Genomic DNA, 20,121 nt, shown 5'->3' with positions numbered 1-20,121 from the left:
TCAGGCCCGCTCCGTCCGGGCGCGGGACCACGGCGTTCGCCCCGGTGTTCCTCACCAAGCCCTCGACGCGGCGCGATCCCGCCGGGGTGTGATTTCTTTTTCTCTTGCCTCCCTCGTCCCTTCCCACGAAGGAACCAACATGAACTTATTTGATCGGAACGGCCGACGCCAGGGTTTCACCCTGATCGAGTTGCTGGTGGTGATCGCCATCATTGGTGTCCTGATCGCCCTGCTCCTCCCTGCCGTCCAGTCGGCCCGCGAGGCGGCTCGTCGCTCACAGTGCACCAACAACCTGAAGCAGCTCGGCCTGGCGCTGGCGAACTACGAATCGGCCAACCAGTCGTACCCGCTCGGCGGGAACAACGGCCCCGGCGGCCCGACGACCTACGACAACCGCTACTGGGGCGCCTGGAGCGCCCAAACGATGCTCCTGCCTTACCTGGAGCAGACCCAGGTCTATAACGCCATCAACTTCAACTACCTGGGCCGCAGCGATGGTAACGGCGAGCGGGGCAACTACACCGGCATCATGACGCGGATCAACACCCTCCTGTGCCCCTCGAGCACGCCCCCAAGAGCCATCTGGAACATTGATGAGACCCTGGGGATGAACCGGCGGCCCTTCGCCGGCAACAACTACTTCGCCAGCGCCGGTTCATCGATCATGTGGATCGGATGGCCGAACGACATCCCGAACGGCCTGTTCGCCAACGGCGGCATCCCCTTCAGCTCGCGTGATGTCACGGACGGCACCTCGAACACGGTCGCCTTCGGCGAGTTCCGCACCGGCGACTTCGACGACTCCAAGAACTCGATCCAGGATATTGTGGGGATCCAGTGGAACGCGAGCGCCTTCCCCAACATGCCCAACCGGAACATGGACCGGCCGCCTGGCAACATGCCCGGCCCGGGCAATGTCGGCGCCGCCGCCCTGCTGGCGGATCTTCAAACCGCCGCAACCTCCTGGACCAACCAGCAGGGCAACTACGGCACAAATGGCCAGCGGAGCTGGAATGGCCGGATGTGGCACGTCGGTATGTACGGCCACGCGCTAGGCAATCTGCTCGTGCCCCCCAATTCCAAGTATCCCTACGTCCAGTACTGGGACACCAACAGTGATTGGGACTCGGCCGGGATCTGTGGCCTGACAAGCTACCACCCCGGCGGCGCCAACGCCTGTTTCGCCGACGGCTCGGTGAAGTTCCTCAAGTCGACCCTCGCCTACCAAGTCCTCTGGGGAATCGGCTCCCGATCCGGTGGTGAGGTCGTCAGCGCCGACCAGTATTGATTTCTTCAGGCCAAGCCATGCGATCCCGATCCGGCCTGAGGCGACGCGGATCGGATCGATCCGGTTTGGTCGGGTGAGCACCCATCAAGGCGAGGGCGGCAGACGAGATCCGGTCCGCCGTCCTCGCCGTGTCGCGCCGCTGAGCCGAGCCCCGGATAGCGACGGCGGGGCGTCTCGGCCTACAATACCGAAGAGGCCCGGAACCCGACCGGCGGCGGCCGAGCCCGGCCCAAGCCGCCCCGGCCCGGTCCGGCGACCGGATCGCCCCGTCGGGCCTCGATGGCCGAACCCCCGAGACCGCCGATGCCCAGCCGCACCGCCGCCATCACGCCCGCCGGCGCCCGCCCCGCCCGCCCGTTGGTCGACCGCCTCCGCCGTCGCCTGGCCGACGCCACCCGGGCCGAGATCCGCTTCGACCCCGCCAGCCGGGGGCTCTATGCCACCGACGCCAGTCTGTACCAGATCATGCCCGTGGGCGTCGTCCTGCCCCGCACCGTCGACGACGTGGCCGCCACCGTCCGCATCGCCGCCGAGGAAGGGGTGCCGGTCGTCCCCCGGGGAGGCGCCACCAGCCTCTCGGGGCAGACCATCGGCGCGGCGATCATCATTGATACATCCAAGTACCTGACGCGCATCGACACCGTCGACCGCGACCGGATGACCGTCCGGGTCCAGCCGGGTGTGGTGCTCGGCCGCTTGAACGCGGAGCTGAAGCCGCTGGGGCTGATGTTCGGGCCGGATGTTTCCACCACCGACCGCGCCACCCTCGGCGGCATGATCGGCAACAACTCGGCCGGCGCCCGGTCGCTTCGCTTCGGCAAGACGGTCGACAGCGTCCGCTCGCTCGACGTCGTCCTCTCCGACGGCACCGCCACCACCCTCGGGCCGCTCTCCCCCGAAGAGCTGGCCCGGACCTGCGCCCGGGGAGACCTCGTCGGCCGCATCCACCGCACGGTTCGCGACCTGGTCCAGGAGCACGAGCCCGCCATCCGCCAGCAGTATCCGCGCATCCTGCGGCGGGTGAGCGGCTACAACCTCGACGAGTTCGTCCCCGGCCTCCCCGTCCGGGCCCCCGAGATCCCCGACGAGCCCTGGGCGTTCAACCTCGCCAAGCTCGTCGTCGGCTCCGAGGGGACCCTCGCCGTCGTCACCGGCGCCGAGTTGCTGCTGGTCCCGGCACCGAAGCACCAGGGGCTGGTCGTCCTCTCCTTCGCCACGATCCCGGCGGCGCTCGACCGCGTCGAGGAGATGATCGGCTGCGGCCCGGTGGCGGTCGAGATGGTCGACCGCGCCATCCTCGACCTCGCCGGCAAGAACCCCGAGTACGCCCGAAGCCTCTCCTTCGCCGCCGGCCACCCCGAGGCCGTGCTCGCCGCCCAGTTCTACGCCGACACGCTCGACGAGCTGACCGACAAGACCTCCGAGCTGGCCCGCCGGTTCGAGGGCGCCCCCGGCGTGCTCGGCATTCGGACCACGCTGCAAGACGCCGCCAAGGACGACTTCTGGAAGGTCCGCAAGGCGGGGCTCTCCCTGCTCATGGGGATGGTCGGCGACCCGAAGCCGGTCGCCTTCGTCGAGGATACCGCCGTCGCCGTCGAGCGGCTGCCGGTCTTCTACGAACGCTTCCGGGCCATCGTCAACCGCCACGGGACCGTCGCCTCCTGCTACGGCCACGCCGACGTGGGCTGCCTGCACATCCGCCCGATTCTGAACATGAAAACACAGGAGGGCGTGGATGCGCTCCGATCCATCGCCGCCGAGGTTTCCGACCTCGTCCTCGAGTTCGGCGGCGCCATGAGCGGCGAGCACGGCGACGGCCTGGCCCGCAGCCGATGGAACCGCAAGCTCTTTGGCGAGGAGATCTATGGCGCCTTCCGCACCGTCAAGGAGGCCTTCGACCCCCACGACCTGTTGAATCCCGGCAAGGTCGTCGCCGAGCCCGATCCCGGCGTCGACCTCCGCTACGGCCCGGCGTACCGGACCGACCGCGAGCCCGGCGACACCGGGTTCGACTTCTCCGACCAGGGAGGCTTCGCCCGAGCCGTCGAGCTGTGCTCCGGCGTCGGCGCCTGCCGCAAGACCGGCACCGGGACCATGTGCCCCAGCTACATGGTCACCCGAGACGAGGACCACTCCACCCGAGGCCGCGCCAACCTGATGCGCCTGGTCATGTCCGGCGCTCTGCCCGCCGAGGGCCTCGCCAGCGGCGACCTCGACCGCGCCCTCGACCTCTGCCTCCAGTGCAAGGCGTGCAAGACCGAGTGTCCCTCAAACGTGGACATGTCCCGGATCAAGTCGGAGTACCTGTATCAGAAGTACCGCTCCCGCCCCGCTCCGATCGGAGCGCTGCTGGTGGCCCACGTCCACCTGCTGAACGCCCTCGGTTCGGCCTCGGCGCCGCTGTCGAACTGGATGAGAGAGCGGACGTCCGTCCGCTGGCTGCTGGAGAAGATCGCCGGCTTCGACCGCCGCCGAGTTGTTCCCGGCTTCGAGCGTGATCACCTCCGCCGCTGGTTCCGGCGGCACGCTCCCGATCCCCGGGCCGGCACCCGGGGCCGCGTCGTTTTGCTGGACGACTGCTTCACCACCTTCAACACCCCCGCCGTCGGCCGAGCCGCCGTCCGAGTGCTGGAGGCCGCCGGCTACTCGGTGCGGCTCGCCGGGCTGCCCTGCTGCGGCCGACCGGCGATCAGCAAGGGCCTGCTCGGCCTCGCCCGATCCTGGGCCGAAGGGAACGTCGCGAAGCTCGCCGCCGAGGCCCGACGCGGTGTCCCCATCCTCGGCTGCGAGCCGTCCTGCATCCTCACCCTGGCCGACGAGTACCGCGCCTTCCGCCTCGGCCGAGACGCCGACCTCGTGGCCGGCGCCTCCATGATGATCGACCGCTTCCTCGCCGACCGCGACCGGGTCCCCGAGCTCCCCCTCCGCCCTCGCGAGGGGAGCGTCCTGCTGCACGGCCACTGCCAGCAGAAGGCGATCGTCGGCACGGCCGACACGGTCGAGGCGCTGCGGCGCATCCCCGGGCTGGAGGTACGCACGCTCGATTCCGGCTGCTGCGGCATGGCCGGCTCGTTCGGCTACGAACTCGGGCATTATGACGTGAGCGTCGCTTTGGCCGAGCGCGTGCTCCTGCCCGCCGCCCGAGCCGAGCCGGAGGCTCCGCTCCTGGCCCCCGGCTTCTCCTGCCGCAGCCAGGTGCACGGGCTGGAGGGAATCGACGCGATCCACCCGATCGAACTGATCGCCGCCCAGCTCGACACCGCCCCCGAGCCGATCGCCTCCCCCGACCACGCCGAGGCCGCCCGATGACGCCCTCCTCCCCGACCGCTCCGCTCCTCCCCCGCTCGACGACGACGAGGGCCGGGCATCGCCCTCCCCTAGCGATCGCCCTGGCGATCGCCCTGGCCGCCCCGGTCGTCGGCGACGGCTCGGCGGCCGATGCTCCCAGCACCGCCCCGGTGTCGGCGGCCCGGATCGAAGCCGATCTCGCCGCGCTGGTCGGCTTCGGCACCAGGCACTCGCTGTCGGACCAGAACGACCGAGCCGCCGATTGGCTCGCCGACCGCTTCCGGGAGGCCGGCTGCGACGACGTCGCCTTCCACGAGTTCACCATCGGCCGGCACACCCGCCGCAACGTGGTCGCCACCATCCGGGGGGAATCCCGGCCCGACGAGTTCGTCCTCGTCGGCGCGCACTACGACTCGCGCAACGAGCAGATCGCCGACGCCAAGAACCCCGCCCCCGGCGCCGTCGACAATGCCTCCGGCACCGCCGCCCTGCTGGAACTCGCCCGGGCGATCGCCGCCATTCGCCCGGGCCGATCGGTCCTCCTGGTCGCCTTCAGCGGAGAGGAACAAGGGCTCGTCGGTTCCCGGGCGTATGCGAAGACGGTGAAGGACGAGGGCCGAACCATCACCCTCATGGTCAACCTCGACATGATCGGCCACCCGATGGACGAGGCCGGCCTCGAGCTCGTCGTCGACCGCGACCAGGGGCTTCGCCGCCCCGACAACGACGCCGCCTCCCGAGCCTGGGCCTCCCGCCTCGACGCCCACGCCCGGAACGCCGGCCTCGTCCCGGTCCCCGGAGACATGTACGGCAGCGACTACATGCCCTTCGAGGCCATTGGCGTCGTCTGCGTCGGCCTCTTCGACGGCGCCGACAAGGCCCCGATCTACCACAGCCAGGATGACACGCTCGACCAGGTCGACCCGGCGTACTGCGCCGCCGCCACCCGGGCCGCCCTGGCGATCATCGTCGAGGCGGCCGATCCGGGGTTCTCCCTCGATCGCTCGCCGATCGATCCGGAGCAGGCCGATCGCTGAGGAGGCGATGCTCGCGGAACGATCCCGGAAGGGCCGCCGTTGGCGGCGTCGGCGCCGAAGCTTCGGGGGGAGAGTCGGGCCAGGAGAGCAGGGCAGCAGGAGATCAGAAGGCCAGAACCGAAGCCAGGAAAATCAGAGAATCAGAAGATCACCAAATCAGGAGTTGGTGTAGATCCGGCCCGGCCGCTCCCAGGAGCTCCACTTTGGCTCTCGGCGATACCAACCCAGGCCGGCGGCGTTGCGATAGATGGTGCGGCCCAGGACGTGCATGATGAGCATGGCTTCGTACAGCACGAGGACCCAGAAGCCCCACAGCTCCAGCGCCGCCACCTTGAGATTGCCGGGGGAGTGAGTCATGGCGAACCGCCAGGCCATCACCGCCAGGAACAGGGCCGCGGCGGTCATCATCCAGGCTGGAACATACTCACGTCCGATGACTCGAACCGCCCGAGCGATGGCGACCGGATGGGCGAGCGTCAGGTCGTCCTGCAAGAGCGAGGCGGCCAGGCCCATCTGCACGTAGCCGGCCGCCAGGCCGATGAGCACGGAGACGGCGGCCCAGTCCAGCGGCCCGAACTCGCCCCGGAGCTTCACGTAGAGCAGCACCGGCAGGGCGCCGACCCCCAGGCCGACCACCCCGGCCCAGATCCACCGGGCCAGCCCTTCTAGGATCGTGTGGCGGTCCCAGATCGGGAAGTTCGGGTGCCCGGCGCGTCCCATCGCCCCGTCGGTGAGCACGCGGGCGAGGTAGAGCATAATGTATCCCGACGTGAAGATGAAGCAGAGGATCAACGGCATCGCGAAGGGCAACAGCAGCAGGGCCAGGGGGTTGAACCCTCCCCTCGGGCCGTCCCGGAACAGCAGCACGACGTCGAAAACCGGCACCGACATGAACGTCATGAACGGAGGGAACAGGGTCAGCAGCATCAGGCCCGGCCCATCGCTGACCGGGAAGGCCAGCGCCTCCCCCACTCCGATCGGCCGGCCGCGTTTCGGGAACGACGGCGATGGCCTCCTCGGCCCGGCCAGCCGGCGGAAGAACCCGCCCGACCTCGGCGGCGGGCCTGGCTCGTCGGAAACCGTCCCATCCGGCCCGATCACCCGTCCGCACGATGGACACCGACCCTGCCCCCCCTCCTCCGGGTCGGGGGCCCTCAGCCAAGAGCCGCACTTGCAGATGACGATCGCCATGACGCCCCGGGTCCGTCCGGATCGGACGGGATCGATTTGATTTCGAGTCGGCCCGATCGGGGAGCCTTCAGCGGAGCGGCGATCGCGGCCGGGGCCGGCCCGCCGCGATCTGCCCATCATCGCTGATGGCCGTCTGCCGCGAAAGCCCCTCCTCGGCGCCCCTCGTCGGCGTCCCGATCGAGGGCCGAGGCCCCCGAAGCGCGGCCGGGTCGGGGTTCTCGGCCGGCTCCGGCTCCCGCGCTCGCTCCCGCTCCGGTTCCGGCTGCGGCTGCGGCTGCTGCTGCGGTTCCAATTCCGGCAACGGCAGGATGCCGCCCCCCGCCGCCGGGAGGCCGCCGCCGGGAGGGCACGTCGCGCGCCCGGTCCGCATCGCGCCGATCGAACCGGCCAGCGCCAGCGCCCCGATCACCGAGGCGGCCAGCATCTGGCGGCGCGGTGTCAAGGAGGAGGGAGTGTCGCCCACCATCGTATGCCCTTCCGGCCGGGATGCGCTGTGGGGGGGGCACCTCCTCCCCCGGAACATTCTAGAAAGCACCCTCGGCCCCGCCCAGCCCCAGTCCCATTCCCAGCCGCTCGGGCCAGGGTCGTTCGGCAGGGAGATTGGCCTTCCGAAGGAGTCGATGCGGTGGGCGCTCCGGATCGCGTCGCAGTTCGACAGGCCCAGCCTCGTTCCGCACGGAGATCTCGATTCAAGGTCTCCGTTCGCCAATTGAGTTGGTGATCGCACCAACATCCGCTCCGAGTCGGCCCCTTGACGGGGACGAAGCCGAGACGGAGGATCACCGAGACGGAGGATCATCCTCGGCCCTGGGTCAGCTCGCTCAGGCGCTCCCCGGCCTCTCCTCGGACGAACTGGCGGACGCGGGGGTCGGGGTGGTCCTCCAGCCCGTCGGGGGGGCCGTCGTAGAGGATCTGAGGCTCGTCGGGGCGGAGGCGGGGCAGCGGGTAGAGCATCACGACGCGGTCGGCGACCTTCCGCACCGTTTTCATGTCGTGGGTGACGACGATCCCGGTCGTGTGCTTGGTGCGCTGGGTCTGGAGGATCAGCTCGTTGATCACGTCGGACATGATCGGGTCCAGCCCCGTGGTCGGCTCGTCGTAGAGCATGACCTCCGGGTCGAGCGCCAGCGCCCGGGCCAGGCCGACGCGCTTGCGCTGGCCGCCGGAGAGCTCGGCCGGCTTCTTGGCCTCGATGCCGGGGGGCAGGCCGACCTCTCGGAGCCGATCGTGCACGATGCGTCGGATGCGGGCCTCGTCGAAGAGGGCGTGCTCGCGCAGGCCGAAGGCGACGTTGTCGTAGATGCTCAGGCTGTCGAACAGCGCGGCCATCTGGAAGAGGAAGCCGAAGCGCAGGCGAACCTGGTTCAGCTCGAACGAGTCGAGCCGGTTCAGGTCGTGCCCGTCGAAGCGGACCGAGCCCCGGGTCGGACGCAGCAGGCCGATCATCAGCTTCAGGAGCACGGTCTTGCCGCAGCCGCTCTCACCGATGACGCAGAGCGTCTGCCTCTTCGGCACCCGGATCGTCACGTCGCGCAGGACCTGGTGGTGGCGGAACTCCATGCCGATCCGGTCCAGCTCGACGATCGCCCGCGGTTCGGGGGCGGGCGAGGCCGGCGAATCGGGGACGGCGGAGGCGGCGGAGCCGAGCGGAGGGCGCGGGGCGGTGCTCATCAGATCAGGGTCCCGGAATCGGGCCAGATCGCCAACTCGACCTTGTTCCAGAGCAGGCCGAGGCAGAAGTCGAGAAAGAGGATGGCGACGAACGAGACGACGAACGCCTCGGTGGCGGCCTTGCCCACCCCCTCGGCGCCGGCCGAGCAGTTGAAGCCGCGGTGGCAGCCGATCAGCGCGATCGCGCCGCCGAAAAAGTAGCTTTTGACCACCCCGGCGGCGATGTCCAGCCCGCCGACGTAGTCCCTTGAATGCGCCCAGTAGTGGTACGAGTCCACCCCGAGCATCTGGATGCTCACCACCGCGCCGCCGATGATCCCCATGAAGTCGGCCATCAGCGTCAGCAGCGGGATCAGCAGCACGCAGGCCAGCAGCCGGGGGCCAGACAGGTAGGCGATCGGATGGGCGCCGAGCACGTCGAGGGCGTCGATCTGCTCGGTCACGCGCATCGTGCCCAGCTCGGCGGCCATGGCCGAGCCGACCCGGCCGGCGAGCATCGTGGCCGCCAGCACCGGGCCCAGCTCCTTGACCAGCGAGATGTTGATGACCGACCCCAGGCGCGTTTCCATCCCCATCAGCTTGAACTGGCCGTGCGTCTGCACCGCCAGCACCATGCCGATGAACATGCCCGTAACGGCCACCACCGGCATGCTCTTCACGCCGATCAGGTAGAAGTTCGGCACCAGGGTGGCCTTCCTCGGCCTCCTCCGGATCAGCCACATCAGCGTCAAGGCCGAGAAGACCGCCAGGTCCCCCACCTCGGCCACCGCGTTGAAGAACTGCTCCCCCAGCCGGCGGACCGGCGAGTCCTCGACCGGCGCCCGGGGAGCGGACGGGGGCGTCGGGCGGCCCCCCTCGGTCTCCGAGGGAGAGGCGGAGGCGGTGGCGTCCATGACTCGGGCTCCTCGTCCTGCTCCCCGTCGCGGTCGGGCCGCCCCGTTCCGCTCCGATCCGATCCGATCCGATCCAATCCGATCCAATCCGGTTCGGCCGCCCGGCGTGCCGTCCCCGATCCCCCGCCTCGCCACTCCGCTTCGATCCGATCCGATCCGATCCGATCCGATCCGATCCGAGCGGCCGTCCCATTCTCGGCGATCCGGCGCCCTTGGCAAGCCGCGGCTCCGTCCGGGTTCCGGCCCTCCCGCGAGGGACGATCCGGCTGCCCGAGGCGGGCCGATCGCCCTTGTGCGATCCGAGATCGTGGCGAATGATTGGGATGGAAGGCGTCTGGACCGGTTTTCCCCGACCGCCATCGGACGCCCCGCCCCCCGGCGATCGTCGCGGGGCTCGCGACGAGTTCCCACCCAAGATCGGACGCCCGGGACCGAACTCCCTGGTAGGACCGGGTGTCGCTGCTGGGGGCGGAAGGACGGGAATCGATGGGAATGGACCTCATCCTGGGCGCGATCGTGCTGGTGTCGGCCCTCCGGGGCTGGTTTCGGGGCTTCTCCGCGCAGGCGATCCGCCTCGTCGGGCTGGTCGGCGGCATCTACCTGGCCGGCCCCCTGCGTGACCTGGCTCGGCCCATCGCCGCCGACCGCCTCACCTCGATGTCCCCCGACCTGCTCGACCGCCTGCTCTGGTGGATCGCCGCCGTGGTGGCCTTCGTCGTGCTGACCGGCACGGCGACGAGCCTGCTCAACGCCTCCCGGCGCCGGGCCTCCCGAGACCGGGCGGCCGGGGGATTCAACGCGCCATCGCACCGGGGGGACCAGTCGGCCGGCTTCTTCCTCGGCGCCGCCAAGGGGGCGATCGTCGTCGCCTTCCTCGTCGCCGGGATCCAGCGGTACTCCCCCCGCTACCTCGAGGCCGGCGGCTGGGTCGGCCAACAGGTCCAGACCTCCCGCCTGCTCGCCCTCTCCGAGCGCTACCAGCCCGCCCGACGCCTCTGGGAACTCCCGCCCGTCCAGGCGATCGTCTCCCACGTCCGGACCATGGGCCTTGGCTCCGGGACCGATCCGGAGAACGCCGCCGACGCCCCGCCGAGCGTCGCCGCCGAGGACGCGATCCCCCCCGCCCCGGCCCGGCGCCCCTCGGCCCTCGCCGTCGAGCCCAACCTCGACGACGCCCTGGAAGACGTCCGCCGCGACCTCGAACGGCTCGACGCCCTCCGCCGGCTCGACCCCCGCTGATCTCCCTTCGGGCCGCTCCCGAAGAGCGATCGCGTCGAGAACCAGGGACTCCCCCGGATTCCCAGCCGATCGCTCCCGGGCCGTCGCCGACTGCGATTGACCCCTCCCGCGATCCCCGGCACACTCCCCCCGGCCGACCCCGCCCGATCGGCCGGAGGGATCGCCCCATGCCTGCCGGATCCGGATCACCCCGACCCGCCCCGACCTGGCTCGCCTTCGTCCTCCTCTTCGGAGCCTCGCTCTCCCTGCAAGGCTACCGCTGCCTCGACGGCGACCAGGCCTATCGCCTCCCCCTCCTGCTCCACTCCCAAACCCCCTCGCTCTACGCCGACGACCCCTTCGTCCGCGCCTTCGACGCCTTCAATCCCCATCGCGGCTACCTCGCCCTTCTGGACTACCCGAGCCGCCTCGTCGGCCTGCCTGCCGCCCTTTTCCTGCTCTATGCCATCACGTTCGCCATCACCTGCGTCGGCCTCCGCCGGCTGGCCGAGGCAAGCTGGCCGGGATGGGGGGGATGGGCGGGCGTACTGACGGTCGCCCTGGTTCTGCTGGCCGACGCCGGGAACATCGGCACCAATCACCTGTTCGAGCCGATGCTGCTGGATCGGCTGATTGGGTTTGGCCTGGGGTGGGTTGCGCTTTCGGGGTTCGTTCGGGGGGAGTCGGGGCTCCTCGGCGCCGGGCTGATCGGCCTGGCGGGGCTGGTGCATCCGTCGGTGGGGATGCAGCTTGGCCTGCTCCTGGGGGCCGGCGGGACGGCCGGCCTGTTCTGGCCGGGTCGGCTGGGGGTCTCCCGGGCTCGGGCGGCGATCGGCCTCGGCGCGCTGGCGGCGGCCCTGGTGCCGACGGTCCTGCTTCAGGCCCCCCAGAAGGCGGCGCTGTTCGACGGGCTCGACCCGGAGACGTTCCGCCTGCTGAGCTTCCGAGTCCAGGGGCCGCAGCACATGCTGCCGCACCTCTGGCGGGGGATGCAGTGGCTCTCCTGGTTTGGTTACGTCCTCCTGGCGGGGTTGACGCTGGCGAGCGAGGGCCGGCCTCTGTCGGCCCCCCGGCTCCGGCTGGCGACGTTGCTCGGCGTGCTGCTGCTCGGCCTCGGGACGGCCTGGGTGGCGATCGAGGTGATCGAGGACCCCCGCATCACCATCTTCCAGCCCTTCCGGATGGCGACGATCGCCCGGGGGATCTGCCTGGTTGTGATCTCCGGCCGGGTGCTCCGCCTCGGGCAAGCAGGCGGGAGGCCCGGCACGCTCCGGGCGATCCTGCTGGCGGCGGGCCTGGGGAGCGACGGCTCGATGGTAGTCGCGGTGCTGGCGGAGCTGGCCTGGACCCTGGGGGAACGGCTCCGGTCGGCCCGGCTCGGGGCCTTCGCCGGGGCTCCCGTCCTGGCGGCGGGGCTGGCGTACCTGTTCCGGCACGACCCGGACGGCGGCCACCTGCCGCTGCTGGCCGGGATCGTCCTCGGGATCGTTCTCGAAAGGGCCCGAAGCCGATGGACGTTCCCCGGTTGGACCCTCGGCCGAGCCGTTCGGCTCTCGGCCCTGGCCTTCGCGGTGCCGGCGCTGGCGATGATCGCGGCGATCGCCCCTCCCAGCGGCCCCGGCTGGCTCCGATCGGCCCGAGAGGCCCTCATCAGCCGATGCCGGTTCGGCGAGTCGCCGATCGACGACGTCGAGCGGCTGGCCCTCTGGGCCCGATCGCACACCCCGCCGGACGCCCGGTTCATTGGCCCGCCGGGGCCGAAGACGTTCCGCCTCTGGTCTCGCCGCGCGCTTGCCTTCAACCGGGCCGGCAGCCCGTATGACGCCTCGGGCCTGGCCGACTGGGCCCGTCGCTTCGCCGACCACGTCGGCTTCGACGGCGATCCCGCCTCCTTCGCCCGCTCCTACCTCGACGACCGCCACGCCCTGGAGCGGCGCTACCAGCAGATGTCCGACGCCGACCGCGCCGCCCTGGCCCGCCGCCAGGGGGCCGGCTACGTCCTCGCCGCCGCCCCCCCAGACGAACAGGCCCCCGAGGCGGGTTCTCCCCTGGAACTGCTCCGCGTCGACGGCCGGTACGCCATCTATCGGGTCCGGGGGATGCCGGACGTGCTGGCCGATCGGAGCCAAACGGAGGGGGATCTCAGGCGGAGCCGCTGAGCCCCTCCGCCCCGCACAAGCTGAGCCCCTCCGCCCCGCCCAAGCTGAGCCCCTCCGCCCCGCCCAAGCTGAGCCCCTCCGCCCCGCACGAGCTGAGCCCCTCCCCAGCGTGCCTCTCGTTTTGCCTTCTCCGCGATCCCTCGGCTCTGCCCCTCTGCCACTCTGCCGCTCTGCCACTCTGCCGCTCTGCCACTCTGCCCCTCTGCCACTCTGCCCCTCTGCCCCTCTGCGTGAATCCCCCCCTCGTCCCCCCGATTGCCCCCGCCCTCCCTCCGGCTACAATACCCACCGACAACCTACCCGAACCGCCCCGAGCCCCCCGCCATGATCGACCCCGGCCCCTCCCGGCACGCCATCCTCGTCCGGGGCCTGCGCAAGGTCTATCCCGGCCGCACCGGGCCGGTGGTCGCGGTCGACGGCCTCGACCTGGACGTCTTCCCCGGCGAGTGCTTCGGCCTGCTCGGCCCCAACGGCGCCGGCAAGACGACCACGATTGAGATCCTCGAGGGCCTGAGCGAGCCGACCGACGGCGAGGTCGAGGTTCTCGGCCGCCGCTGGGCCACGGACGCCGACGAGATCCGCCAGCGGATCGGGGTCACGCTCCAGGAGACGCGCTTCCCCGAGAAGATGACCGTCCGAGAGCTGCTCCGCCTCTTCCGCAGTTTCTACCGCTCCGGGCCCGACCCCGACACCGTGATGCCGCTCGTCTCGCTCGAATCCAAGGCGGACGCCTACGTCGAAACCCTCTCCGGCGGCCAGCAGCGCCGGCTCGCCGTGGCGCTGGCCCTCGTCGGCGATCCCGAACTGCTGTTCTTCGACGAGCCCACCACCGGCCTCGACCCCCAGGCCCGCCGCCAGCTCTGGGACGTGATCCGAGACCTCCGGCAAAAGGGCCGCTCCATCGTCCTGACCACCCACTACATGGACGAGGCCGAGCGGCTCTGCGACCGCATCGCCATCGTCGACCACGGCAAGGTGATCGCCCTGGGCACCCCCGACGAGCTGATCGCCCGCCTCGGCGGCGAGCACATCGTCGAGTTCGCCCTCGGCAGCGTCGGCGTCGGCGGAGACGGCAACGGCAACGGCGGCGATGCCCCGGCCCTCACCCCCGACGCCTTCGCCTCGCTGCCCACCGTCGCCTCCTCCCGCGCCGAGGGAGACGGCTTCGCCCTGACCGTGGGAGAGCCGCACGCCGCCATTCCCGCCCTGCTCGATCTGCTCGATCGCCTCGGCCGCCCCCTGCTCCGTCTGACCACCCGCCGCGTCAGCCTCGAAGACGTCTTCGTCGCCCTCACCGGCCGCCACCTCCGCGACGACGGCCCCGAGGGCACTAACGGCGAAGCCCCCGCCGGCGGCCGAGGGCGTCGGCGCCGGGCGAGGGCGGGCTGAATCAGGAGGTGGAAGCGGGTCCTCCCCGGAAGCGGGCCGGGCCGAGCCGAGCCGAGCCGAGCCGGACGGGCGATCGAGGGGTTCGGTGGCCTCCTGATCCGGCACGGAACGCGGCCCGACTGGGACCGGAATCCGATCACCGGCAATGGCTCCGCCGGTCCCCCGCCACCGAGAGATCAAGGAACACCTGGCCCGACACCTCATCATCCCACTCTCGACTCCTCGCGTCGGGAGCCTGGGGAGGGTAAGCCGCCCGAGATCCCCGCCCCGGATGTGACGGTCCCCATCAGGACGAGCCGAACCGCCCGCCTCGCGGGCCGAGGCGCCGAGGCGGGTTCTCGCCTACAATGGGTCCGGCCTTCCCGGAAGGCGATCGACGACACCGCCCCCCGAAGCGAACCCGCCCATGCTCCGTTCCTCTTCCCTCTGGAACCTGTACATCGCCCGGCTCCGCGAGTTTTACCGCCAGCCGGCGAGGGTGTTCTGGGTGTACGGCTTCCCGATCGTCCTGGCCGTCGTGCTCGGGCTGGCGTTCAACTCGGGGGAGCCGCAGACGGTGGTGGTGGACGTGATCGACCGCGGCGAGGCCCGCACGATCTTCGGTCTGATGGGAGCGGCGGTGGCTCCCGAAGAGGGGCGGGTCGGCGTGGCGCTGAACCTCGTGGGCCCGGAGGAAGCGGCGCTCCGCCTCCAGCGCGGGCAGACGCCGCTGGTCGTCGAGTCAACCGGCCCGAACGCGGTCACGTATCGGTACGATCCCACCCGGCCCGAGGCCCTCGCCGCCCGGGCCGCGTTCGACGACGCCTACCAGCGCGCCCTCGGCCGCCAGGACGTGGCCGAGACGCACGATGCGATCATCGACGAGCCCGGCTCCCGCTACGTCGACTTCCTCATCCCCGGCCTGATCGGCGTGAACGCGATGGGAGGAGGCCTGTGGGGCATCGGCTTTTTGCTGGTGAACTTCCGGATCGGCAAGCTGCTCAAGCGGTTCCAGGCCACGCCGATGCCCCGCCGCAACTTCCTGCTGGCGGTGCTCGGGGCGAGGATCACGTTCCTTGCCCCCGACCTGGCGATCTTGCTCAGCCTGGGCGTCCTCGGCTTCGGCATGCCGATCCGAGGGAACCTCGGGCTGGTGATCCTGGTCGACGTGATCGGCGCCCTGGCCTTCGCGGGGATCGGCCTGCTGGTGGCCAGCCGGGCGCAGTCGACGGAGGCGGTCAGCGGCCTGATGAACCTGGTGATGATCCCGATGTGGCTCTTCTCGGGCGTCTTCTTCTCGTACGAGAACTTCCCCGAGTCGATGCACCCGTTCATCAAGGCGCTGCCGCTCACGCAGCTCGTCGACGCCCTACGCCGGGTGATCCTCGAGGGGGCCGGGCTCCTGGGGGTCGGGACGAACCTGGTCATCCTCGCCGTCTGGGCGGTCGCCACCTTCCTCATCGCCCTGCGGATCTTCCGCTGGAGCTGAGCCGGCGGGGGGAGGCTCGCGCCGGAGGACCGGCCGGCGGAAGACATCAACGAAGTCTCCCCAGAACCCCGGCGGCCCGGCCGAGGCGGCCAGCGGGGGCACGTCCTCCTCATCCACGAGCTGGGCGAAGAAGGACGACTTGGCCAGCAGCTCCACGTCGAGGAACCGCGAGGCCGATTGCGGCGGCAGCTGTTCCAGCGCCTCTCGGCGAGAGAGCCGGCAGGGCGAATGCACGTCCCGCAGCGGGATCGCGAACAGCAAGGCCCAGGGCCGAGCCGCCAGCCATCGGAGGACCCTCCCCGGCAGCGACCGCCGGCGACGGCCAAGCACCAGGTCGCAGCGGTCGATCGCCTCCAGCAGCGGCTTCAGGTGCGCCTCGGTCCAGGGCTCGGTCGCGGTGGTGAGGAGCACGATCGGCAGGTCGGCCCCCGCCATCGCCCTGGCCAGACGATCGGCCCGGGACTCGAACTTGTCGGGCTCGATCACGACCTTCAGCGGCCTCCCCCGGCCTCCGATCAGCCGCCGGAGCGACTCGGCCACCGCCTCGGCCTTCGCCTCGTCCTCGGTAAGCACCACGGCCCAGATGCCGGCCGTTTTCGGCAACGGCGCCCGGATCGCGTGCGCGTCGAGCGGGTGCAACAGCTCCTCGGCCGGCGTCCCCGCCGGAGAGACGACCTCGGCTTCGCTCGCCTCGGCGATCGCCTCGCTGGTCGTCGGCTGCGGCTGAGACACCGGCTCAGGCCTCCACCGCGGGCTCGGGAGCGGGCGAGGCGCCGGGGATCGGCTCGTCTCCGAGGCGAAACCGGGAGATCGCTCCGGCGAACCCCTCGACCAGCGAGCGGCCGATCGGCCCCGGCTGGCCGTCTCCAATCGGCTTGCCGTCGATCCGAGTCACCGGCACGATCTCCAGCGTCGTGCCGCTGAGCAGCACTTCGTCGGCCTCCTTCAGCTCGTCGAGCGTCACCTCCGCCTCGGCGAACGGGAGGCCCAGCGAGCGAGCCAGCCGGAGGATGAACCCCCGGCTCGTGCCCGGCAGGATGCCCGGCCCCTCGGGGGTCCCCTCGAGCCGGCCGGCTCGGACCCAGAGCAGGGACGAATGCGTCGCCTCGGTCACGACCCCGTCCGGATTCACCAGCACCGCCTCGATGCAGTCGGCCCGATGCGCCTCCTCGTTGGCGAGCACGTTCCCCAGCAGGTTGACCGACTTCACGTCGCATCGCTTCCAGCGCAGGTCCGGCGCGCTGACCAGAGGCACTCCCGTCTTCCTCCGCTCGGCGGTCGCCGAGTCGTCATAGGGGCCCACCACGATCAGCTCCGTCGGCGGCGTCCCCGGCTCCGGGAAGCGGTGCCGACGGGGGGCGACCCCCCGAGAGATCTGGATGTAGACCGTCCCCTCCTCGATCCCGCTGGCGGCGATGGTCCGGTCGATGCGGTCCCGCAGCCGGTCGAAGTCGACTCCCTCGATCTTCAGCTCCCGAACGCTCCGGCGCAGGCGGTCCATGTGCTCCCGCTCCAGCCACATCCGGCCGGCGTACAGCCGCATGACCTCATACACGGCATCGCCGAAGAGGAAGCCGCGGTCCCAGATGGGGATCTTCGCCTCGGAGGCCGGCATCCGCTCGCCGTTGAGGCAGGCCAGGGGCTCGGGGTGCATGGCAATCGCTCGGGATCGGGACGCGGTTCGATTCGATCCGGTCCACGATACCCGCCGCGGCGGGGAAGGAACAAGCGAGGGGAGCGGCCAGGGACCGATCCGGCCCTCGCGCGGAGCCGATTCGAGGAGGAGAGGAGAACTCGGGGGAACCGTCCGAGTCGTCTCTCCTCTCCTCCTCTCCTCCAGGGCTCCGAGCGGGAGCCGGGACGCTCATTGCTTCTTCGCCAGTGCCTCGTCGAGCTGCCCTTCCACCTCGACCGCCGAGCGGACGTCGCGGTCCACGACCTTGCCGCTCGGGTCGACCAGGAACATCGTCGGCAAGGAGATGATGCCGAACTCATCCGCCAGTCGGCTCTCCATCCCGCCCTGCTCGACGATCGTCGGCCAGGGGGCCTGGGAGGCGAACGCCTGGGCCGACTCGGGGTCGCCGTCCAGGCTGACGCCGATCACGGCCAGGGTGTCCTTGCGGCGATCGGCCAGGCGAATCAGCTCGGGAAGCTCGCGCTGGGTCGGCGGCGAGGAGTTCGCGCCGAAGACGACCAGCAAGTGCTTGCCCTTCATGCTCGAGGCGTCCACCGTTTGCCCGTCCGCCCCGGGGCCGGAGAGGGCGATCGGCTGGCCGACCAAATCCAGGCGGCGCAGGGCGCCGGCCCCCTTGCGGCCGAAGGAGGAGTCGGGGAACTCCTTGGCCAGGCGATCGTAGACGGCGCGGGCCTCGTCCTCGGCGCCGTTGAACTCCTTGATGCTGGCGAGCTGGAAGAGCGCCTCGGGCACCTCGGCCGACCGGGGATACGCCTTGAGGAACGCCTCCAGCTCCTCGACCCACTTCTTCTGGGCCTCGACCAGGTGGTCCGGGTCCTTCGAGGCGCGGAGGCTGTACTCGGCCGGGATCAGGCGGAAGGCGGCATACGAGGAGAGGGGGCCTCCGCCCTTGACGAAGTCGTCGAGCACCTTTTTGGTCGCCGGGCCGACCTGCTCGTCGCCGGTCTGGTAGGCGGCGGCCAGGCTGTTGATCGCCTCCTTCTCGTACTCGATCCGGTCGGCCTCGGGGGCGGCGGCGATCACGTCGCGCAGCTTCCGGACGCGCTCGTAGTGGTACTGGGCGATCGCCTTGGTGTCCCCCTTGGCGAAGATGTCGACGGCCTGGGCGTCGAAGTCGGCCAGGGCTCGGAGCGCCTTCTCCAGCTCGGGAGACACCCCCGAGGCCACCGGGCCGGCGGCCCCCGCCCCCTCGCGGTACAGCCAGGAGCGGATGCCGTCATACGCCACGATCACCTCGGCCTGCGAGGGATCCGGGTTGAACGCCCGGGGCAGCCCGACGAACTTCCAGGCCTCCCCCACGCGGACCAGCTCCGGCACCTGGAGGTAGGCCACCTGGCCGAGATCCCCCAGGCCGTCGGGGGAGCCGGCGAAGACGACCGCGTTCTCGAACAGCAGCAGGTCGTCCTTCAGGCCGCTGGCCACGTCGGCCGGGATCAGGTGCGGCATGTCGGCGTCGAAGCGGAGCCAGGCGGTGGTGTTCGTCCACCCCCAGCCGCTGAGCTTCCTGGTCAGCTCCTCGACGGCGGCCTTCCGGCCAGCCAGCTCGGCCCGGACCTGGTCCACCAGCCCCTTCGGCAGGCCCAGCGCGGCCAGCTCCTCGGGAGCGGCCATCACCGTGTTCAGCAGGTCGTGGTCGCCGGAGACGATCGCGTCGACCAGCACCTTGCTCGCCTCCTGCGCCGAGAGCCGGCGCCACGAGGCGATCTTCCCCCCCTCGACCACCGCGATCCGGGTGCCCGCCGTGTTCAGCCAGCGCGACTCGTCGATCCGGCGGTCGTCGTTGTAGTCGACGTCGCGATAGACCTCGAAGCCGTCCCGGTAGTAGCACCACTGGTCGATGTTGCCGTCGCCGCTGACGTCCAAGAAGCGGCGGAGGGTTCTCCCCTGGCCGTCCCGGATGATGACCGAGACCCCCTTGATGCCGGGCCCCGACCGGCCGGGAGGCACGACCTCGGCGGCGCAGGAGGACACCTCGGCCGGGGAGCTCGGCGAGTCGTACTCGACCCCGCGCTGCACCGGCCGGTTCTCCTTGAGGATGCTGGGCACGTCGAGTTGCTGCGCCTGGGCGACTCGGGCGGTCTGCCCGCCGAGCATCGCGACGGCGGCCGCGGCGAGGGCCGCGGCCCGGGAGCGGGCGGCACGCATCGGTATCTCCCTAAGTCCAATGGTCCCGTGCTGAGGTGCCGGCCCCGGGCCAGGTGGGCCCGCCCCGGGCGGCTCCTGGATCGGCCGGCCGGGCCGTGGGTCGGCCAAGGCCCGGCCCGCCCGGGGCGACTGCTCGTCCCGTCGACCCCCGGCCCGGATCGGGGCGGCCGGCATGGGGTCTTCCCTCACGTTCGGCGCCCGGCCGCCGCCGGGTCGAGCGCATTGGCCGGGTCGCGTCGCCGACCGCGCCGGATGCGCCGGCTGGGCCCGTCGTCCGGCCTCCCCCCCGGGCCTCCGATCGCTCGGGATCGCGCGAGGCCTTCCTCCGTGCAATCCTCGTTCCTCGGCCCTCCGACGCACCTGCCGCCGCGGCCGGCCGTCGCGGCCGGTCGGGCGCAATCCCGTTCGAGGCAAGGCCGTTCCGCCCCGTCCCCTTCCCTCCGGCGATCCCGCCGTCGGGAGCCTCCCAAGCTGGCCGACCCGGTAGGTCCTGGCAGGGGTTTCGTAGGAGTTACGAAGTCGAGCCGATCGGGGACGCCGCCGGGAGCCGGATCGGGGCAAGCGGCCGGGCCCGGCCTCCGATCGCCCAGAGGGAGCCATCGGGCTCTCCCGCCGCCGGAGGGAGGCGAACAGAATCAACCGATCGGCCCCAACCGGCCCCGACTGCCGTTGTCGATC

Annotated in this window: 14 protein-coding genes; 7 read left to right on the top strand and 7 right to left on the bottom strand. The window is 71.1% G+C overall.

Features of this window, described 5'->3' with window-relative positions; genetic code table 11:
* The first annotated feature begins 139 nt into the window (after positions 1-139).
* The 3 genes from TsocGM_RS03675 (at position 140) to TsocGM_RS03665 (ending at position 5,613) form a co-directional block, all read left to right on the top strand.
* Positions 140-1,288 (top strand): DUF1559 domain-containing protein, encoded by a 1,149-nt coding sequence (locus TsocGM_RS03675; RefSeq protein WP_126723961.1) that lies wholly within the window; start codon positions 140-142, stop codon positions 1,286-1,288.
* A 303-nt stretch (positions 1,289-1,591) separates the two neighbouring features.
* Positions 1,592-4,597 carry an FAD-binding and (Fe-S)-binding domain-containing protein gene (locus tag TsocGM_RS03670; protein WP_126723960.1) on the top strand — a complete coding sequence of 1,002 codons (3,006 nt, stop codon included), beginning with the start codon at positions 1,592-1,594 and terminating at the stop codon, positions 4,595-4,597.
* The gene (locus tag TsocGM_RS03665) at positions 4,594-5,613 is read left to right on the top strand and encodes a M28 family metallopeptidase (protein WP_126723959.1); all 1,020 of its coding nucleotides are present in this window, start codon (positions 4,594-4,596) and stop codon (positions 5,611-5,613) included. The genes TsocGM_RS03670 and TsocGM_RS03665 overlap by 4 nt, the downstream gene beginning before the upstream one ends.
* A 156-nt stretch (positions 5,614-5,769) precedes the next feature.
* Here TsocGM_RS03665 and TsocGM_RS03660 read toward each other — a convergent pair whose 3' ends face one another.
* The 4 genes from TsocGM_RS03660 to TsocGM_RS03645 all read right to left on the bottom strand — a co-directional run bounded on the left by TsocGM_RS03660 (position 5,770) and on the right by TsocGM_RS03645 (position 9,368).
* A complete protein-coding gene (locus TsocGM_RS03660) occupies positions 5,770-6,804 on the bottom strand; it encodes a hypothetical protein (protein WP_126723958.1) in 1,035 nt (344 codons plus the stop codon).
* 67 nt (positions 6,805-6,871) lie between these two features.
* Positions 6,872-7,270, bottom strand: coding sequence for a hypothetical protein (locus tag TsocGM_RS03655; RefSeq protein ID WP_126723957.1), 399 nt, complete (start codon positions 7,268-7,270; stop codon positions 6,872-6,874).
* Positions 7,271-7,599: 329 nt separating this feature from the next.
* Entirely contained in the window at positions 7,600-8,475 is an 876-nt protein-coding gene (locus TsocGM_RS03650) for an ABC transporter ATP-binding protein (protein WP_126723956.1), read from the bottom strand.
* Complete coding sequence (locus TsocGM_RS03645; protein WP_126723955.1) at positions 8,475-9,368, bottom strand: MlaE family ABC transporter permease; 894 nt, start codon at positions 9,366-9,368, stop codon at positions 8,475-8,477. The genes TsocGM_RS03650 and TsocGM_RS03645 overlap by 1 nt, the downstream gene beginning before the upstream one ends.
* A gap of 486 nt (positions 9,369-9,854) precedes the next feature.
* On the opposite strand from TsocGM_RS03645, the gene TsocGM_RS03640 reads away from it, so the two are divergent.
* The 4 genes from TsocGM_RS03640 (at position 9,855) to TsocGM_RS03620 (ending at position 15,602) form a co-directional block, all read left to right on the top strand.
* Complete coding sequence (locus TsocGM_RS03640; RefSeq protein ID WP_126723954.1) at positions 9,855-10,607, top strand: CvpA family protein; 753 nt, start codon at positions 9,855-9,857, stop codon at positions 10,605-10,607.
* A gap of 167 nt (positions 10,608-10,774) precedes the next feature.
* Positions 10,775-12,745, top strand: a complete 1,971-nt coding sequence (locus TsocGM_RS03635) for a DUF6798 domain-containing protein (RefSeq protein ID WP_126723953.1) — start codon at positions 10,775-10,777, stop codon at positions 12,743-12,745.
* Between the two features lie 324 nt (positions 12,746-13,069).
* Complete coding sequence (locus TsocGM_RS03630; protein WP_126723952.1) at positions 13,070-14,134, top strand: ABC transporter ATP-binding protein; 1,065 nt, start codon at positions 13,070-13,072, stop codon at positions 14,132-14,134.
* 406 nt (positions 14,135-14,540) lie between these two features.
* Positions 14,541-15,602, top strand: a complete 1,062-nt coding sequence (locus TsocGM_RS03620; protein ID WP_126723951.1) for an ABC transporter permease — start codon at positions 14,541-14,543, stop codon at positions 15,600-15,602.
* Here TsocGM_RS03620 and TsocGM_RS03615 read toward each other — a convergent pair.
* The 3 genes from TsocGM_RS03615 to TsocGM_RS03605 all read right to left on the bottom strand — a co-directional run bounded on the left by TsocGM_RS03615 (position 15,483) and on the right by TsocGM_RS03605 (position 19,443).
* The gene (locus tag TsocGM_RS03615) at positions 15,483-16,334 is read right to left on the bottom strand and encodes a hypothetical protein (protein WP_126723950.1); all 852 of its coding nucleotides are present in this window, start codon (positions 16,332-16,334) and stop codon (positions 15,483-15,485) included. The two genes, TsocGM_RS03620 and TsocGM_RS03615, sit on opposite strands and share 120 nt — an antisense overlap.
* A gap of 4 nt (positions 16,335-16,338) precedes the next feature.
* Entirely contained in the window at positions 16,339-17,256 is a 918-nt protein-coding gene (locus tag TsocGM_RS03610; RefSeq protein WP_126723949.1) for an aminotransferase class IV, read from the bottom strand.
* 210 nt (positions 17,257-17,466) lie between these two features.
* Positions 17,467-19,443: a thioredoxin-like domain-containing protein gene (locus tag TsocGM_RS03605; RefSeq protein WP_126723948.1), complete on the bottom strand. Its 1,977-nt coding sequence runs from the start codon at positions 19,441-19,443 to the stop codon at positions 17,467-17,469.
* Positions 19,444-20,121 lie beyond the last annotated feature (678 nt).

This window comes from Tautonia sociabilis (assembly GCF_003977685.1).
Classification (GTDB): domain Bacteria; phylum Planctomycetota; class Planctomycetia; order Isosphaerales; family Isosphaeraceae; genus Tautonia; species Tautonia sociabilis.
The sequence above is the reverse complement of the archived record's forward strand: the minus strand, read 5'-3'. Positions and strand labels throughout refer to the sequence as shown.

Bases quoted from the DNA above. Each gene is read 5' to 3' on its own strand.
- TsocGM_RS03650 (WP_126723956.1), bottom strand. From the start codon at position 8,475: ATGAGCACCGCCCCGCGCCCTCCGCTCGGCTCCGCCGCCTCCGCCGTC.
- TsocGM_RS03610 (WP_126723949.1), bottom strand. From the start codon at position 17,256: ATGCACCCCGAGCCCCTGGCCTGCCTCAACGGCGAGCGGATGCCGGCC.
- TsocGM_RS03620 (WP_126723951.1), top strand. From the start codon at position 14,541: ATGCTCCGTTCCTCTTCCCTCTGGAACCTGTACATCGCCCGGCTCCGC.
- TsocGM_RS03665 (WP_126723959.1), top strand. From the start codon at position 4,594: ATGACGCCCTCCTCCCCGACCGCTCCGCTCCTCCCCCGCTCGACGACG.
- TsocGM_RS03675 (WP_126723961.1), top strand. From the start codon at position 140: ATGAACTTATTTGATCGGAACGGCCGACGCCAGGGTTTCACCCTGATC.
- TsocGM_RS03655 (WP_126723957.1), bottom strand. From the start codon at position 7,270: ATGGTGGGCGACACTCCCTCCTCCTTGACACCGCGCCGCCAGATGCTG.
- TsocGM_RS03660 (WP_126723958.1), bottom strand. From the start codon at position 6,804: ATGGCGATCGTCATCTGCAAGTGCGGCTCTTGGCTGAGGGCCCCCGAC.
- TsocGM_RS03640 (WP_126723954.1), top strand. From the start codon at position 9,855: ATGGGAATGGACCTCATCCTGGGCGCGATCGTGCTGGTGTCGGCCCTC.
- TsocGM_RS03630 (WP_126723952.1), top strand. From the start codon at position 13,070: ATGATCGACCCCGGCCCCTCCCGGCACGCCATCCTCGTCCGGGGCCTG.
- TsocGM_RS03635 (WP_126723953.1), top strand. From the start codon at position 10,775: ATGCCTGCCGGATCCGGATCACCCCGACCCGCCCCGACCTGGCTCGCC.
- TsocGM_RS03605 (WP_126723948.1), bottom strand. From the start codon at position 19,443: ATGCGTGCCGCCCGCTCCCGGGCCGCGGCCCTCGCCGCGGCCGCCGTC.
- TsocGM_RS03645 (WP_126723955.1), bottom strand. From the start codon at position 9,368: ATGGACGCCACCGCCTCCGCCTCTCCCTCGGAGACCGAGGGGGGCCGC.
- TsocGM_RS03670 (WP_126723960.1), top strand. From the start codon at position 1,592: ATGCCCAGCCGCACCGCCGCCATCACGCCCGCCGGCGCCCGCCCCGCC.